Raw genomic sequence first — 14998 nt, 5'->3', positions numbered from 1 at the left:
GAGCCGAAGATCCTGCCCATGCCGGACGCCTCCGCTTCCCACGCGTGCGTGGATCTGTCGACGATGTGGAGCAGTGAGACCTGCGAGTGGCGTACAGGCGACATGTCGCGAGTACGCCAAAGGGGCCGCCTTGCGGCCGGTGCCCGCGCCCAACAGGCTGATCACATGGAACACTTCGCGACCGATCGCATAGACCGCAGCGCCCCCGAATCCCTGCTGGTCGTGGCCGCGCACCCGGACGACATCGAGTTCTGCGTCAGCGGGACGGTCATGCGGTGGATCGCGCAGGGCACCACCCGGGTGACGTACTGCATCGTCACCGACGGCGGTGCGGGCGGCTACGACGAGCAGCTCCCGCGCCAGGCCATGGGGGACCTGCGCCGGGCCGAACAGGTCCACTCGGCCAAGCGCAGCGGCGTGGACGACGTCCGCTTCCTCGGCTACCCCGACAGCTACGTCGAGGCGAGCGTGGAGCTGCGCCGGGACCTGTGCCGGGTGATCCGCCAGGTCCGGCCGCAGCGTGCCGTCATCCCGAGCCCGGAGATCAACTGGGGCCGGATCGCGGACCTGCACCCCGACCACCGGGCGGTGGGCGACGCCGCCCTGCGGGCCGTCTACCCCGAGGCGCGCAATCCGTTCGCGCACCCCGAACTCCTCAGGGAGGAGGGTCTGGAGCCGTGGATCGTGCCGGAGCTGTGGCTGATGACCGGGCCGACGCCCAACCAGTACATCGACGTCACCCCCGTCTTCGACCGCAAGGTCGAGGCCCTGCGCATCCACACCTCCCAGACCGCGCACTTCGACGACCTGGCGGGGCTGCTGCGGGAGTGGCTCGGCGAGCACGCCCGGGCGGCGGGGCTGCCCCCGGGCCGGATGGCGGAGGCCTTCCAGGTCGTCAGGATCGACTGACGGGGCGGGGGTCGTGCCGGGGCCGGGTCGCGTTCGCCGTGTGGGGCGTACGGGACCCGGCCGTCGTGCTGTCCGGGGTCACCGGTAGACGAGCAGTTCCGCCTCGGCCGCGCCCGCCAGTTCGTAGCGGGTCGCGACCAGGGGCCGGCCGGAGTAGAGGCGGATCAGCGTCGCCGCGTCGCCCCGGAAGCGGGCCGGGGGCCGGCCGGGTACCTCGTTGCCCAGGACCAGCGGGCCCCCGGGGCCGCCGATGTCGGCGACCAGCCGGGGCGTCTGCCGCTTGCGGCTGACCATCCGCAGCAGCGGCAGGGCCAGCGGCAGGCTGTCGCCGGCGTACTCCCCCGGCTCCCCGAAGGCCGCGCGGACGTCGCCCGCGTGGATCCACTCCCCCAGGGCCACCGCGTCGAGCGTGCCGTCGCCCTCGGCGATGACCGGGCCGGCCTCGCTGAGCCCGCGCTCCAGTTCGTCCACGATGCGCGCGAGGGGCCAGTCCACGCGTTCGGCCACGTCGGCCGCGTTGGCGGCGGGCAGGAACACCCCTTCCTCCAGGCGGCCCTCCACGATGCGGACCAGGGCGGCCGCGCAGTGCGCGAGCACGTCCCGCACCGTCCACCCCGGGCAGGCGGTGCGCAGCCCGTACGCCGCTTCCGGCGTACGCCGCAACAGCGGGAGCAGCGCGTCCCGTTCGGTGCGCAGCAGCCGGTCCGGGAGCCAGGGGTCGCGTACCTCGGCGTCGGCTTCCACGGCCGCTTCCATGATGGCCACGGCCGTCAGTAGCGGTAGTGGTCGGGCTTGTAGGGGCCCTCGACCTGGACGCCGATGTACGCGGCCTGCTCCGGGCGCAGGGTGGTGAGCTTGACGCCCAGCGCGTCCAGGTGGAGGCGGGCGACCTTCTCGTCGAGGTGCTTGGGCAGCACGTAGACGTCGGTCGGGTACTCGGACGGCTTGGTGAAGAGCTCGATCTGGGCCAGGGTCTGGTCCGCGAAGGAGTTCGACATCACGAAGGACGGGTGGCCGGTCGCGTTGCCCAGGTTGAGCAGGCGGCCCTCGGACAGCACGATGAGGACCTTGCCGTCGGGGAACGTCCAGGTGTGGACCTGCGGCTTGACCTCGTCCTTGACGATGCCCTCGGTCTTCGCCAGGCCGGCCATGTCGATCTCGTTGTCGAAGTGGCCGATGTTGCCCACGATCGCCTGGTGCTTCATCTTGGCCATGTCCGAGGCCATGATGATGTCCTTGTTGCCGGTCGTGGTGATGAAGATGTCCGCGATCTCCACCACGTCGTCCAGCGTGGCGACCTGGTAGCCGTCCATCGCCGCCTGCAGCGCGCAGATCGGGTCGATCTCGGTGACGATGACGCGGGCGCCCTGGCCGCGCAGCGACTCCGCGCAGCCCTTGCCGACGTCGCCGTAACCGCAGACGACCGCGACCTTGCCGCCGATGAGGACGTCGGTGGCGCGGTTGATGCCGTCGATCAGGGAGTGGCGGCAGCCGTACTTGTTGTCGAACTTCGACTTCGTCACGGCGTCGTTCACGTTGATCGCCGGGAACAGGAGGGCGCCGGCCTGGTGCATCTCGTAGAGGCGGTGGACGCCGGTGGTGGTCTCCTCCGTCACGCCCCGGATGTCCGACGCCATCTGCGTCCAGTTCAGGGTGGAGCGGCCCAGCAGTTCGAGGACGAGGGCCATCTCCTCGTTGTCGGCGGTCGACGGGTCGGGGACGGCCCCCGCCTTCTCGAACTCGACGCCCTTGTGGACGAGGAGGGTGGCGTCACCGCCGTCGTCCAGGATCATGTTCGGGCCCGCGTGCCCGGGCCAGGTCAGCGCCTGCTCCGTACACCACCAGTACTCCTCCAGCGTCTCGCCCTTCCAGGCGAAGACCGGGATCCCGGCGGCCGCGATGGCCGCCGCGGCGTGGTCCTGCGTCGAGTAGATGTTGCAGGACACCCAGCGGACCTCCGCGCCGAGGGCGACGAGGGTCTCGATGAGGACGGCGGTCTGCACGGTCATGTGCAGGGAGCCGGTGATGCGGGCGCCGGCCAGCGGCTGCGCCCCGGCGTACTCCTCGCGGATCGACATCAGGCCCGGCATCTCGTGCTCGGCCAGGGTGATCTCCTTGCGGCCGAAGGCGGCGAGGGAGAGGTCCGCGACCTTGAAGTCCGTGAATCCGTCGGACATGGGAAGTGCTCCTTGAACTCGTCCGGCGTCGGAGGTCATCGGCGGCCTCCGGCGTTGAAGTAGCCGGCCTCGGGGTGGTGGATGACGATGGCGTCGGTGGACTGCTCGGGGTGGAGCTGGAACTCCTCCGAGAGGTGGACGCCGATCCGCTCCGGCCGGAGCAGGTCGGCGATCTTGGCCCGGTCGGCCAGTTCGGGGCAGGCCGGGTAGCCGAGGGAGTAGCGGCAGCCCTGGTACTCGGTGCGGAACATGCCGTCCATGGCGGCCGGATCCGATCCGGCGATGCCGAGCTCGGTGCGGACGCGGGCGTGCCAGTACTCGGCGAGGGCTTCGGCGAGCTGGACGGAGAGGCCGTGCAGCTCCAGGTACTCGCGGTAGGAGTCGGATTCGAAGAGCCTGGCCGTGGCCTCGCCGATCCTCGAACCGACGGTGACCACCTGGAAGCCGATGACGTCGACCTCGCCCGAGTCGTCCGGGCGTACGAAGTCGGAGAGGCAGAGCCGGCGGCCGCGGCCCTGGCGGGGGAAGGTGAAGCGGGTCCGCTCTCCCCCGTCCTCGTCGAGGACGATCAGGTCGTCGCCCTTGGAGACGCACGGGAAGTAGCCGTAGACCACGGCGGCCTCCAGGAGCCGCTCGGTGTGCAGCCGGTCCAGCCAGCCGCGCAGCCTGGGCCGGCCCTCCGTCTCGACGGTTGCCGCGCCCTTGAGGCCCCACTGGCCCTTGAAGAGCGCCTGCTCGTCGAGCCAGCCCGCGTACTCCTTGAGTGGGATGCCCTTGACGACCCGGGTGCCGAGGAACGGCGGCTCGGGCACCAGGTTGTCGACGGCGACGTCGGAGCGGCCGCCGGATTCCTCCGGCTCGTGCACGTCGAGTACGGCCGCCCGTTGCGGGACGCGGCGCTGCTTGAGGGGCGGGAGTTGGGCGCCGGGGACTCCGCGCTTGACGGCGATGAGGGCGTCCATCAGCCGCAGGCCCTCGAACGCGTCCCGGGCGTAGCGGACCTCGCCCTCGTAGATCTCGTGGAGGTCCTGCTCCACGTAGGCGCGGGTGAGGGCGGCGCCGCCGAGGATGACCGGGTAGTCGGCCGCCAGCTTGCGCTGGTTGAGCTCCTCCAGGTTCTCCTTCATGATCACCGTCGACTTCACCAGCAGCCCGGACATGCCGATCACGTCGGCCTTGTGCTCCTGCGCCGCCTCCAGGATCGCGGACACCGGCTGCTTGATGCCGATGTTCACGACGTTGTAGCCGTTGTTGGTGAGGATGATGTCGACGAGGTTCTTGCCGATGTCGTGGACGTCGCCGCGGACGGTGGCCAAGACGATGGTGCCCTTGCCGTCCGCGTCGGTCTTCTCCATGTGCGGCTCCAGGAAGGCCACCGCCGTCTTCATCACCTCGGCCGACTGGAGGACGAACGGGAGCTGCATCTGCCCGGAACCGAACAGCTCACCGACGACCTTCATGCCCTCCAGGAGGGTGTCGTTGACGATGTCCAGCGCCGGACGGGTCTGAAGGGCCTCCTCCAGATCCGCCTCCAGGCCGTTCTTCTCCCCGTCGATGATCCGCCGCTGCAGCCGCTCCTCCAGCGGCAGCGCGAGGAGCTCCTCGGCCTTGCCGGCCTTCATCGACTTCGTGTTCACGCCCTCGAACAGGGCCATCAGCTTCTGCAGCGGGTCGTAGTCGCCCTCACGCCGGTCGTAGATCAGATCCAGGGCCGTGGTGACCTGCTCCTCGTCGAACCGCGCGATCGGCAGGATCTTCGACGCGTGCACGATCGCCGAGTCCAGACCCGCCTTCACACACTCGTCCAGGAACACCGAGTTCAGCAGGATCCGGGCGGCTGGGTTCAACCCGAACGAGATGTTCGACAGACCGAGGGTCGTCTGCACGTCCGGGTGGCGGCGCTTGAGCTCGCGGATCGACTCGATCGTCGCGATCCCGTCCTTGCGGGACTCCTCCTGCCCCGTGCAGATCGTGAACGTCAGGGTGTCGATCAGAATGTCCGACTCCCGGATCCCCCAATTGCCGGTCAGGTCCTCGATCAGGCGCTCGGCGATCGCGACCTTGTGCTCGACGGTGCGGGCCTGGCCCTCCTCGTCGATCGTCAGCGCGATCAGCGCCGCCCCGTGCTCCTGCGCCAACCGGGTCACCTTCGCGAACCGCGACTCCGGCCCGTCACCGTCCTCGTAGTTGACCGAATTGATGACCGCACGCCCGCCCAGCTTCTCCAGACCCGCCCGGATCACCGGAACCTCGGTCGAGTCCAGCACGATCGGCAGCGTCGAAGCCGTCGCGAAACGCCCCGCCAGCTCCTGCATGTCCGCGACACCATCACGGCCCACGTAGTCCACGCACAGGTCCAGCATGTGCGCGCCCTCACGGATCTGGTCCCGCGCCATCTCCACACAGTCGTCCCAGCGGGCGTCCAGCATCGCCTCACGGAACTTCTTCGACCCGTTCGCGTTCGTCCGCTCACCGATCGCCATGTACGAGGTGTCCTGCCGGAACGGCACCGTCTGGTACAGCGACGCCGCACCCGGCTCCGGCTGCGGCGACCGCTCGGTGACCGCCGCGCCCCGCACCCGCTCCACGACCTGCCGCAGGTGCTCCGGCGTCGTCCCGCAGCAGCCACCCACCAGCGACAGCCCGTACTCCCGGACGAACGTCTCCTGCGCGTCCGCCAGCTCCGCCGCCGACAGCGGATAGTGCGCCCCCTGCTTCGTCAGCACCGGCAGACCCGCGTTCGGCATGCACGACAGCGGGATCCGCGCGTTGCGGGCCAGATAACGCAGGTGCTCGCTCATCTCCGCCGGACCCGTCGCACAGTTCAGACCGATCATGTCGATCCCCAACGGCTCCAACGCCGTCAACGCCGCCCCGATCTCCGAACCGAGCAGCATCGTGCCGGTCGCCTCCACCGTGACCTGGACGATCAGCGGGAGGTCTCCCATGCCGCACCAGTCCAGTGCCCGTCGCGCGCCGATGACGGCGGCCTTGGTCTGGAGGAGGTCCTGGGTGGTCTCCACGAGCAGGGCGTCCGCGCCGCCCCGGACCAGGCCCTCGGCGCTCTGCTGGTAGGCCTCGCGCAGGGGCTCGTACCCCACGTGCCCGAGGGTGGGCAGTTTGGTGCCGGGGCCCAGGGAGCCGAGCACCCAGCGGGGCCGGCCGTCCCGGGCGGTGTGCGCGTCGGCCGATTCGCGGGCGATGCGGGCTCCGGTCTCGGAGAGTTCGTAGACCTTGTCCTCGATGCCGTACTCGGCGAGCGCGGACAGGTTGCTGCCGAAGGTGTTGGTCTCGACGCAGTCCACGCCGACGGCGAAGTACGCGTCGTGGACCGAGCGGACGACGTCCGGGCGGGTGAGGTTGAGGACCTCGTTGCAGCCCTCCAGCCCGAGGAAGTCGTCCAGCGAGGGGTCGGCGGCCTGGAGCATGGTGCCCATGGCGCCGTCCGCGACGACGACGCGCCTGGCGAGCTCCTCCCGCAGTGACCGTCTCATTCCAAGGCCCCCAGGTGTGTGGACAGTTCCGTCGCGGTGGCCGGGCCGTAGGCGGTGCGGAGCCGGGCCAGCAGCGGTTCGCGTTCCAGGCGGTACTCCTGGGTGCCGGTGTGGTCGAGGACGGTCGCGGCGACGGCGCAGCCGAGCCGGGCCGCGTACCGCTCGGGGACGCCCCAGGCCGTGCCGGCGAGGAAGCCGGCCCGGAAGGCGTCGCCGACGCCCGTCGGGTCGACGACCTCGGCGACCGGCACGGCGGGCACGGTGAGCGCCTCGCCGCCGGCGGTGCGGATCCGTACGCCGTCCTCGCCGCGCGTGGTGACCCAGGAGCCGACGCGCCGCAGGACCTGCTCCTCGGTGAGTCCGGACCGCTCGCACAGCAGGGCGGACTCGTACTCGTTGGTGAACAGCCGCTGCGCGCCGTCGACCAGTTCGCGCACCTCGTCGCGGCCGAGCCGGGCCAGCTGCTGGGAGGGGTCGGAGGCGAAGGGGATGCCGAGTTCGCGGCAGCCCCGGGTGTGCCGGAGCATGGCCTCGGGGTCGTCCGGCGAGACCAGGACCAGGTCCGGCCGGCCGTGGCGGGCGACGACCTCCCGCAGGTCGATCTCGCGGGCTTCGGCCATCGCGCCCGCGTAGAAGGTCGCGATCTGGTTCTGCTCCTGGTCGGTGGTGCAGACGAACCGGGCGGTGTGGCGGGTGTCGCTCACGCGGACGGAGTCGGTGTCCACCCCGTGGTCCTTGAGCCACACCCGGTAGGGCTCGAAGTCCCCGCCCACCGCGCCGACCAGCGAGGGGCGCAGGCCCAGCACGCCCAGCCCGAACGCGATGTTCGCCGCCACCCCGCCCCGCCGCACTTCCAGGTTGTCGGCGAGGAACGACAGGGAGACCCGGTCCAGCCGGTCCGCGAGCAGCTGGTCCGCGAACCGGCCGGGGAAGGTCATCAGGTGATCGGTCGCGATGGACCCGGTGACAGCGATGCGCATGTCAGACCCCGGCGGCCTTGCGCAGCGCGTGCACGCGGTCGGTGCGCTCCCAGGTGAAGTCCGGCAGCTCGCGGCCGAAGTGGCCGTAGGCGGCGGTCTGGGCGTAGATCGGCCGGAGCAGGTCGAGGTCGCGGACGATCGCGGCGGGGCGGAGGTCGAAGACCTCGGACACGGCTTCCTGGATCCGCTCGTCGGGCAGGGTGCCGGTGCCGAAGGTCTCGACGAAGAGGCCGACGGGCTCGGCCTTGCCGATGGCGTAGGCGACCTGGACCTCGCAGCGCGCGGCCAGGCCGGCGGCGACGACGTTCTTCGCGACCCAGCGCATGGCGTAGGCGGCGGAGCGGTCGACCTTCGACGGGTCCTTGCCGGAGAAGGCGCCGCCGCCGTGGCGGGCCATGCCGCCGTACGTGTCGATGATGATCTTGCGGCCGGTCAGGCCGGCGTCGCCCATCGGGCCGCCGATCTCGAAGCGGCCGGTCGGGTTGACCAGCAGGCGGTAGCCCTCGGTGTCCAGCTTGATGCCCTCCTCGCCCAGCTGGGCGAGGACGTGCTCGACGACGAACTCGCGGATGTCCGGGGTGAGGAGGGAGTCGAGGTCGATGTCGGCGGCGTGCTGGGTGGAGACCACGACCGTGTCGAGGCGGACGGCCTTGTCGGCGTCGTACTCGATGGTGACCTGGGTCTTGCCGTCGGGCCGCAGGTAGGGGATCTTCCCGTTCTTGCGGACCTCGGTCAGGCGGCGCGAGAGGCGGTGCGCGATGTGGATCGGCAGCGGCATCAGCTCGGGCGTCTCGTCGGTGGCGTAGCCGAACATCAGGCCCTGGTCGCCGGCGCCCTGCCGGTCGAGTTCGTCGCCCTCGCCCTCGACGCGCTGCTCGTAGGCGGTGTCGACGCCCTGGGCGATGTCCGGGGACTGGGCGCCGATGGACACCGACACGCCGCAGGAGGCCCCGTCGAAGCCCTTCTTGGAGGAGTCGTAGCCGATGTCGAGGATGGCACCCCGGACGAGTTCGGCGATCGGCGCGTAGGCCGTCGTGGTGACCTCTCCGGCGATGTGGACCTGGCCGGTGGTGATGAGGGTCTCGACGGCGACGCGGGAGGTGGGGTCCTCGCGCAGGAGCGCGTCCAGGATCGTGTCGCTGATCCGGTCGGCGATCTTGTCGGGATGGCCTTCGGTGACGGATTCGGAGGTGAAGAGCCGCTTGCTCATGCCTGGACCGCCTTGGCGGTGAAGAAGTGGGTGCGGATGGCGTCGAGGGTGCGGATCTCGTCGACCTCCAGGGTCTCCAGCTGGATGGCGCGGCCGCTGTGCTGCTCCAGCAGGAAGACGAACTCGACGAAGGACAGGGAGTCGATCAGCCGGGTCTCGATGAGGTCGAGGTCGCCGGCGATGTCGTCGAGCTCCTCGTGGCGGGCGAGGAGCCAGTTCTTCACGAGCTGCAGACCGTCGGACATGGTGTCTCTCCTTGAAGTGCTGTGTACGGGTGGGGTGGGGGGCGCGGGGGCGGCGGGCTCCGGGGCGGGGCCCGGTGCCGGGAGGGGTTCCGGGACGGCGTTCGGGTCCAGTACGGGGGCGGCGACCGCCACCGCGTAGTCCACGTCGTGGCTGATGGTCACGGTGATCCCGGCGATGCCGGAGCGCTCGGCCATCTCGGCGGCGGACCGGTGGAGTTCCACGAGCGGCCAGCCGCCCTCGGAGCGCCGCACGATGATGTCCCGCCAGGGCAGGAACACGGCGCGGACGCGGAGGGTCTTGAACGCCGCCTCCTTGGCGGCGATCCGCCCGCACAGGCTCAGTACGTCGAGCTTGGCGGAGGTGCGGCAGTCGGCGAGTTCGCCGGGGGTGAGCATGCGCTGGAAGAAGTCCTCGCCGTAGAGGCGCAGGAGCCGGCGGACACGGGTGACGGACACGATGTCCATGCCGAGGTTCGCCCAGCCCAGGCCGCCCGCCGGCGGGGCGACGACGGGTCGGGTCGGCACCTCAGATCGCCGGCCCGGCCGCGTTCGCGCGCAGGACCGCCGCGGTCGCGGCGCCCCAGCTGCCGTGGCGGCGGGTGAGCGCGGACAGCCAGCGCTCCAGTCCGAAGGCGACGCAGCTGGTGAAGGCGGGGCCGCCGCCGGAGGCGAGGTGGATCTCGCACCGGTCGCCAAAGAAGTTGCGGTGGGTGTTGACCGAGGCGATCGCGAGGTCCTCGTACAGGAACTCGTGCTTGACCGGGGTCAGGCGCTGGAGGACGGCCTTGGAGCTGCCCTTGTCGAAGAAGGGGTCGCAGGCGGCCTCGCGGCTCAGCGGCAGGTCCAGGGCCTCGGCGAAGGCGTTGATCCGCCGGGTGAAGGTGGCGAGGTGCTGTTCGGCGTGGTCGCGGGTGCCGATGGCGACGATCTCCCGCATGCGGAAGCCGAGCTGGCGGCGCAGTCCCTCGTAGTGCGCCTCCTTGCGGAAGCACCAGCCGACGACGGTGACGAGCTCGTCGTCGGCGGCCGGGCGGCCCTGGTGGTCGATGTAGACGGCGTAACAGGACGCGGACGGCAGGCCGAGGGCGGCCGGTTCCAGCGCGTCACAGGGAAAGCAGCCGGTGTCGGCACAGAACTCGCTGGTGTCCCGGACGTCCAGGTTCAGCGGGGCCGCCACGACGGCCTGGTGGGGGAAGTTGTCGTAGTAGTCGAGCCGGGCCAGGTCGGCGGCCGGCAGGAGCGGGGGCATGGTCATCGAGCGGGCGCCCGCCTGGACGCCCCAGCTCTCGAAGGTGTCGTCGAGCAGCCGCAGCAGGGCGGTGCCCTCGGGGCCGAGCGAAGGCAGGCCCGTGGTGCCCGGGGCGGTGGTGGCGGCGGTGGCGGTGGCGGTGGCGGTGGTCATGGCGGTCATGGGGAGTCACCTCTCGGACGGCGGTGGACCTCTCAGACGACGGGCAGGACGTCGTCCGTGAAGATCCCGGTCTTCAGGAAGAATCCGAGCGGCTTGCGGATGGTCTTGCGCTCGAAGGGCCGGCGGCGCTCGTCGGCGACCAGTGCGTTGCGCAGGCCCACCGGGTCGGCGATGCCGGCGTCGCGGTAGACGTGCGGGTTGTAGAGGGAGTTGAGGCTGTAGACGACGTACCGCTTGAGGTAGGCCTCGACCTCGGCGACGCGGGCGGCGGGGACGGCCTGGCGCATCCGGTCGAAGAGCAGGGAGACCAGTTCGCGGCCGAAGGCGATGTGCCGGGACTCGTCCTGGTGGTGGATGCGGTTGACCTCGCGGATGGTGTGGCAGAGGTCCTCGTCCCGCGCCATCCGCGTGTTGTAGTGGTCGACGAGCTCCTCGAAGAACAGGATGCGGGCGAAGACCAGGAAGTTCTCCACCTCCGGTTCCCAGGCGGAGTCGGCGCGCAGGGCGGTGGAGCCGTAGATCTTGTCGCCGTAGCGGCGGCAGAACTCGGCGAAGAACCACATGTGCTCGTTCTCCTCACCGATGAAGTGGTGGAAGAAGTCCGAGGGCACCTCGAAGCCGGGCATGTGGATGCGTCCGACGACCTCGATGAGCAGTTCGCGGATGCCGTGCACGTTGAGGCTGTAGAAGTTGATGCTCTCCCACTTGGAGAGGCGCTGGAGGGTCTCCTCGCCGAGCTCCTCGTAGAAGGGGGTGCCGTAGACGGTGAGCAGTTCGGGGGTCATCCACATGCGGCCCTCGTCGAGCTTCTCGGGCCAGTCGAACTGCTGGTAGGGGTTGTAGTACTCCTCGATGGAGCGGTGGCTGAGCCGTTCCAGGACTTCAAGGAACCGGTCGGTGACCGGCAGGGGGGCGGTGGCGCCCATGGTGACTCCTCGGGGTGGGTGGCGGTGCGGGGCCGGTGCGGCGGCTACGGCCGGACTTCGTAGACGGCGTTGACCGGGGTCTCGGTGGCGCGGCGCCAGCGGGTGAAGCCGGCCTCTTCGGCGATGCCGCGGAAGGCCTTCTCGCCCGAGTGGTTGCCGAGCGCGTGGGGGCCGCGCTGGGCGACGGCGACGGGCAGGCACATGACGGCGGAGAGGGCCATGAACATGCGGGCGGCCGGGGTCTGGGTGTCGATGTCGTCGGGCGAGACGTTCGACTCGACGAGCATCCAGGTGCCGTCCGCGTCCAGGGACTTGTGCACGTGCCGGGCGGCGGCGACGGGGTCGCCCATGTCGTGCAGGGCGTTGAAGAAGGTGACCAGGTCGTAGCCGGTGCCGGGGTAGTCGTCGGCGGAGGCGACCTCGAAGACGACGCGGTCGGAGAGCCCGGCCTCGTCGGCGAGCCGGCGGGCGATGGAGACGGCCTCTTCGGAGTAGTCGAAGCCGTGCACGGTCGCCTGCGGGAAGGCCTTGGCGATCAGCAGGGTGGTGTGGCCGACGCCGCAGCCGACGTCGGCGACGGTGCCGCCCGCGGCGAGCTTGCCGGTGACCCCGGTGAGGGCGGGCAGCCATTCGGGGACCAGGCGGTGCTCGTAGGTGGGCTGGAAGAAGCTGCCCATCCCGGTGTCGAGGGCCGGGTCGTGCTCGGCCCAGCCGACGCCCTCGCCGGTGCGGTACGCGTCGACGAGCAGGTCCTCGGTGCCGTAGAGGGCCTTGAGGGCGGTGAAGAACCCGGCGGCGAAGGTGACGGCGGTGGGGTCGGCCAGCACGGGGGCGTGGTCGGCGGGCAGCGTGTACGTGCCGGCGCTCGGGTGGCGCTCGACGTATCCGGCGCTCAGCTGGGCGTGCAGCCACTCCTCGGCGTAGCGGGTGTCGATCCCGGTGCGCTCGGCGAGCTGGGCGGGGGTCAGCGGGCCGGCCTCGGCCAGCGCCCGGTACAGGCCGAGCCGCTCGCCGAGGGCGACGGTCAGGCCGCGTACGGCGGCGCCGGCGTCGCTGATGACGCGCTGGTGGAAGTCGTGGACGGCGGTCATGCTGCCTTCACCTCGGCGGTCGGGAGGTCACAGGTGAACAGGAAGGAGCGCGGGACGCGGGGGACGCTGCGGGCCGGCACCGGGTAGGGCCAGCGGCCGAAGTCGGCGCCGTCCTCGCCGGGCTGGCGGACCTCGCGCACGTCCCAGCCGCATTCGGCGAGGAGGTCCTCGGGGGTCTCCGTGCCGAAGAGCCACGGGTTGCCGTCCTCTTCGAGGCAGTTGAGGAAGGGCCGGGAGAGCGGGTTCTGCAGGGCGGCCTTGCTGATGACGTCGCCGAGCAGGACGGATCCGGGCGCGGAGTGGCGGGCGAGGGTGGAGATGAGGCCGCGCACGGCGTCCTCGGGGAGGAAGAAGAGCAGGCCCTCGACGACCCACAGCACGGGCTGGTCGGCGCGCCAGCCGGCGTCTTCCAGGGGGCCCGTCCAGTCCTGGGTGAGGTCGACGGGGACGGTGACGCGGGTGCGTCCGGCGGGGGCGGGTTCGCCTGCGAGCATCTCGGCCTTGGCCTCCAGCAGCGCGGGCCGGTCGAGTTCGTAGACGGTGACACCGTCGGGCCAGGGGAGCCGGTAGAAGCGGGTGTCCATGCCGGCGGCGAGGAACACGACCTGGCGGATGCCGTGTTCCTGGACGGTCCGGACGATCTGCCGGTCCAGGTAGGTCGTGCGGATGGCGAGGAACGGCACGGTGCCGGCGCCGGCGTAGCGCTCCAGCAGGTCGAAGCCGATGGTGTCGGCGACGGTGCGCGCGTACGGGTCGGCGAACAGCCGGTCCTCGCGCTCGGTTTCCAGGGCCCGCGCGGCGGCGGTCCACTGGGCGGTGCGGGATACGGCCTCCACGGGAGGCTCCCTTCACTCGGCGGGCGGGGGGATGGTCAGGCCAGGGAGCCGGCGCGGACGACCGGGTCCTCGGCGGCGGCGGGGTGCGGCGCGTCGCACTCGGCGGGCCGCCGCTCGAAGATGCTGTGCAGGATCATGCTGAACACGACGTTCCCGTCGGCGTCGGCCAGCGTGCACTTGGGCTGGACGACACCGGTGCGCGGGTTGAACGGCGAGGGGCGCGAGCCCAGGATCTCGACGCGCGCCGTGAGCACGTCCCCGGGGCGGACGGGCCGCAGGTAGCGGATCTCGTCGACGCCGGGGGAGCCGGTACAGGCGCTGTACGCGAGGAGCCCGTCGACGTAGCGGCGCATGAACATCGAGGCGCTGTGCCAGCCGCTGGCGATCAGGCCGCCGAACGGGGTCCGGGCGGCGAGCGCCGGATCGGTGTGGAAGGGCTGCGGGTCGAAGCGCCTGCCGAACTCCAGCACCTCCTCCGCCGTGACGGTGACGGTGCCCAGTTCGTGGACGTCGCCGGTCCGGAAGTCCTCGAAGTAGCGCATCACGCAACCCCCTTGACGGAGAGAAGTGGTTTCTCTGGCGTGAACCAATCTACGAATCAGCCGATTATTTTGTCAACCCAAAAGAAGACCGCACTGCCTGTTCTATCGCAGTGCCTGTTCCACGTCCTGCCAGATGTCCTCCGGGTCCTCGATCCCCACCGACATCCGGACCAGCCCGGGACCGATGCCGGCGCTCGCCAACGCCCCCTCGTCCAGCTCCCGGTGGGAGGTGCTGGCGGGGTGCGTGACCAGCGTCTCCACCCCGCCCAGCGACAGCGCGAGCCGGGCGAGGCGCACCCCTTCGACGAAGGAGCGGCCCGCCTCGCGGCCGCCGCGCAGGTCGAAGGAGAGCAGCCCCCCGCCGCCGGAGAGCACCTTGCGGGCCATGGCGTACGAGGGGTGCGTTCCCAGCCACGGCCAGTGGACGGCCGCCACCGCCGGGTGGGCCGCCAGCCGCTGCGCGAGCAGGCCGGCGTTGGCACAGTGCTCGCGCATCCGCAGTGGCAGCGTGGCGATCCCGCGCAGCGTCAGCCAGACGGCGAACGGGTCCGCGCTGGCGCCGAGTTCGACGGTGCGCGGCCACACCTCGCGGCGCAGGGCGTCGTCCGCGAAGACGGCCGCGCCGCCCAGGACGTCGGAGTGCCCGGCGAGGTACTTGGTGGTGGAGTGGAGCACGATGTCGGCGCCGTGCTCGATCGGGCGGCACAGGACGGGCGAGGCCAGGGAGTTGTCCACGGCGCTGGTCACCCCGAGGCGCCGGGCCGCCGCCAGCAGGCCGGGCAGGTCGGGGACCTGACCCGTGGGGTTGGCGATGGTCTCCAGGACCAGCAGCCGGGTGCGGGGCCCGGCGAGCGCCTCGAACTCCCGCGCGTCGTCACCGCCGATGTGGTCGACCCGCACCCCGTAGCGCTCCTTCAGGTCGCTCAGCGCCGCGTACGTCCCCCCGTACAGGCAGCGCTGCGCGATCACCTGGTCGCCGGGGCGCAGCAGCGCGAGCAGGACCCCGCTGATGGCGCCCATCCCGGAGGCGAAGGCGATGGCCGAGGCCCCGCCCTCCAGTCCGGCGAGGGTGCGCTCCAGGGCGCGCACGGTGGGGTTGCCGCGGCGGCTGTAGACGTAGTCGCCGTCGGGGGCCGGCCATGGCCCGGGCCAGTGCGTCGGCGGAGTCGAAGGCGAA

General features: G+C 71.2%; 13 protein-coding genes. 1 reads left to right on the top strand and 12 read right to left on the bottom strand.

The features are described from left to right. The first annotated feature begins 165 nt into the window (after positions 1-165). Positions 166-909: a PIG-L deacetylase family protein gene (locus SSNG_RS28140; RefSeq protein WP_007267323.1), complete on the top strand. Its 744-nt coding sequence runs from the start codon at positions 166-168 to the stop codon at positions 907-909. Positions 910-987: 78 nt separating this feature from the next. Here SSNG_RS28140 and SSNG_RS28135 read toward each other — a convergent pair whose 3' ends face one another. The 12 genes from SSNG_RS28135 to SSNG_RS28075 all read right to left on the bottom strand — a co-directional run. Beyond that, entirely contained in the window at positions 988-1665 is a 678-nt protein-coding gene (locus SSNG_RS28135; RefSeq protein WP_007267322.1) for a maleylpyruvate isomerase family mycothiol-dependent enzyme, read from the bottom strand. Positions 1666-1679: 14 nt separating this feature from the next. Beyond that, positions 1680-3086 (bottom strand): adenosylhomocysteinase, encoded by a 1407-nt coding sequence (gene ahcY / locus SSNG_RS28130; RefSeq protein ID WP_042802104.1) that lies wholly within the window; start codon positions 3084-3086, stop codon positions 1680-1682. Positions 3087-3121: 35 nt separating this feature from the next. Further along, positions 3122-6580: a methionine synthase gene (gene metH, locus SSNG_RS28125; protein WP_007267320.1), complete on the bottom strand. Its 3459-nt coding sequence runs from the start codon at positions 6578-6580 to the stop codon at positions 3122-3124. Further along, complete coding sequence (locus SSNG_RS28120) at positions 6577-7560, bottom strand: carbohydrate kinase family protein (protein WP_007267319.1); 984 nt, start codon at positions 7558-7560, stop codon at positions 6577-6579. Before SSNG_RS28120 ends, metH begins: the two co-directional genes overlap by 4 nt. A 1-nt stretch (position 7561) precedes the next feature. Continuing rightward, complete coding sequence (gene metK, locus SSNG_RS28115; RefSeq protein ID WP_007267318.1) at positions 7562-8770, bottom strand: methionine adenosyltransferase; 1209 nt, start codon at positions 8768-8770, stop codon at positions 7562-7564. Next, a complete protein-coding gene (acpS, locus tag SSNG_RS40310; RefSeq protein WP_007267317.1) occupies positions 8767-9540 on the bottom strand; it encodes a holo-ACP synthase in 774 nt (257 codons plus the stop codon). The genes metK and acpS overlap by 4 nt, the downstream gene beginning before the upstream one ends. Before the next feature lies 1 nt (position 9541). Beyond that, positions 9542-10426, bottom strand: a complete 885-nt coding sequence (locus SSNG_RS28100) for a hypothetical protein (protein WP_241695134.1) — start codon at positions 10424-10426, stop codon at positions 9542-9544. A gap of 32 nt (positions 10427-10458) precedes the next feature. Beyond that, complete coding sequence (locus SSNG_RS28095) at positions 10459-11352, bottom strand: diiron oxygenase (protein WP_007267315.1); 894 nt, start codon at positions 11350-11352, stop codon at positions 10459-10461. Between the two features lie 44 nt (positions 11353-11396). Continuing rightward, complete coding sequence (locus SSNG_RS28090) at positions 11397-12443, bottom strand: class I SAM-dependent methyltransferase (protein ID WP_007267314.1); 1047 nt, start codon at positions 12441-12443, stop codon at positions 11397-11399. Then, positions 12440-13279: an SAM-dependent methyltransferase gene (locus tag SSNG_RS28085; RefSeq protein WP_007267313.1), complete on the bottom strand. Its 840-nt coding sequence runs from the start codon at positions 13277-13279 to the stop codon at positions 12440-12442. Before SSNG_RS28085 ends, SSNG_RS28090 begins: the two co-directional genes overlap by 4 nt. A 35-nt stretch (positions 13280-13314) precedes the next feature. After that, positions 13315-13821 (bottom strand): MaoC family dehydratase, encoded by a 507-nt coding sequence (locus SSNG_RS28080; RefSeq protein WP_007267312.1) that lies wholly within the window; start codon positions 13819-13821, stop codon positions 13315-13317. Positions 13822-13923: 102 nt separating this feature from the next. Then, positions 13924-14998, bottom strand: a 1075-nt coding sequence (locus SSNG_RS28075) for an aminotransferase class I/II-fold pyridoxal phosphate-dependent enzyme (protein ID WP_007267311.1), incomplete at its 5' end; no start/stop codon positions are given.

It is taken from the genome of Streptomyces sp. C, from assembly GCF_000158895.1.
GTDB classification, from domain to species: Bacteria; Actinomycetota; Actinomycetes; order Streptomycetales; family Streptomycetaceae; genus Streptomyces; species Streptomyces racemochromogenes.
This window is presented reverse-complemented; position numbering and strand designations above follow the sequence as displayed.

Bases quoted from the DNA above. Each gene is read 5' to 3' on its own strand.
- metH (WP_007267320.1), bottom strand. From the start codon at position 6,580: ATGAGACGGTCACTGCGGGAGGAGCTCGCCAGGCGCGTCGTCGTCGCG.
- SSNG_RS28140 (WP_007267323.1), top strand. From the start codon at position 166: ATGGAACACTTCGCGACCGATCGCATAGACCGCAGCGCCCCCGAATCC.
- SSNG_RS28120 (WP_007267319.1), bottom strand. From the start codon at position 7,560: ATGCGCATCGCTGTCACCGGGTCCATCGCGACCGATCACCTGATGACC.
- SSNG_RS28080 (WP_007267312.1), bottom strand. From the start codon at position 13,821: ATGCGCTACTTCGAGGACTTCCGGACCGGCGACGTCCACGAACTGGGC.
- SSNG_RS28090 (WP_007267314.1), bottom strand. From the start codon at position 12,443: ATGACCGCCGTCCACGACTTCCACCAGCGCGTCATCAGCGACGCCGGC.
- SSNG_RS28100 (WP_241695134.1), bottom strand. From the start codon at position 10,426: ATGACCGCCATGACCACCGCCACCGCCACCGCCACCGCCGCCACCACC.
- ahcY (WP_042802104.1), bottom strand. From the start codon at position 3,086: ATGTCCGACGGATTCACGGACTTCAAGGTCGCGGACCTCTCCCTCGCC.
- SSNG_RS28095 (WP_007267315.1), bottom strand. From the start codon at position 11,352: ATGGGCGCCACCGCCCCCCTGCCGGTCACCGACCGGTTCCTTGAAGTC.
- SSNG_RS28135 (WP_007267322.1), bottom strand. From the start codon at position 1,665: ATGGAAGCGGCCGTGGAAGCCGACGCCGAGGTACGCGACCCCTGGCTC.
- metK (WP_007267318.1), bottom strand. From the start codon at position 8,770: ATGAGCAAGCGGCTCTTCACCTCCGAATCCGTCACCGAAGGCCATCCC.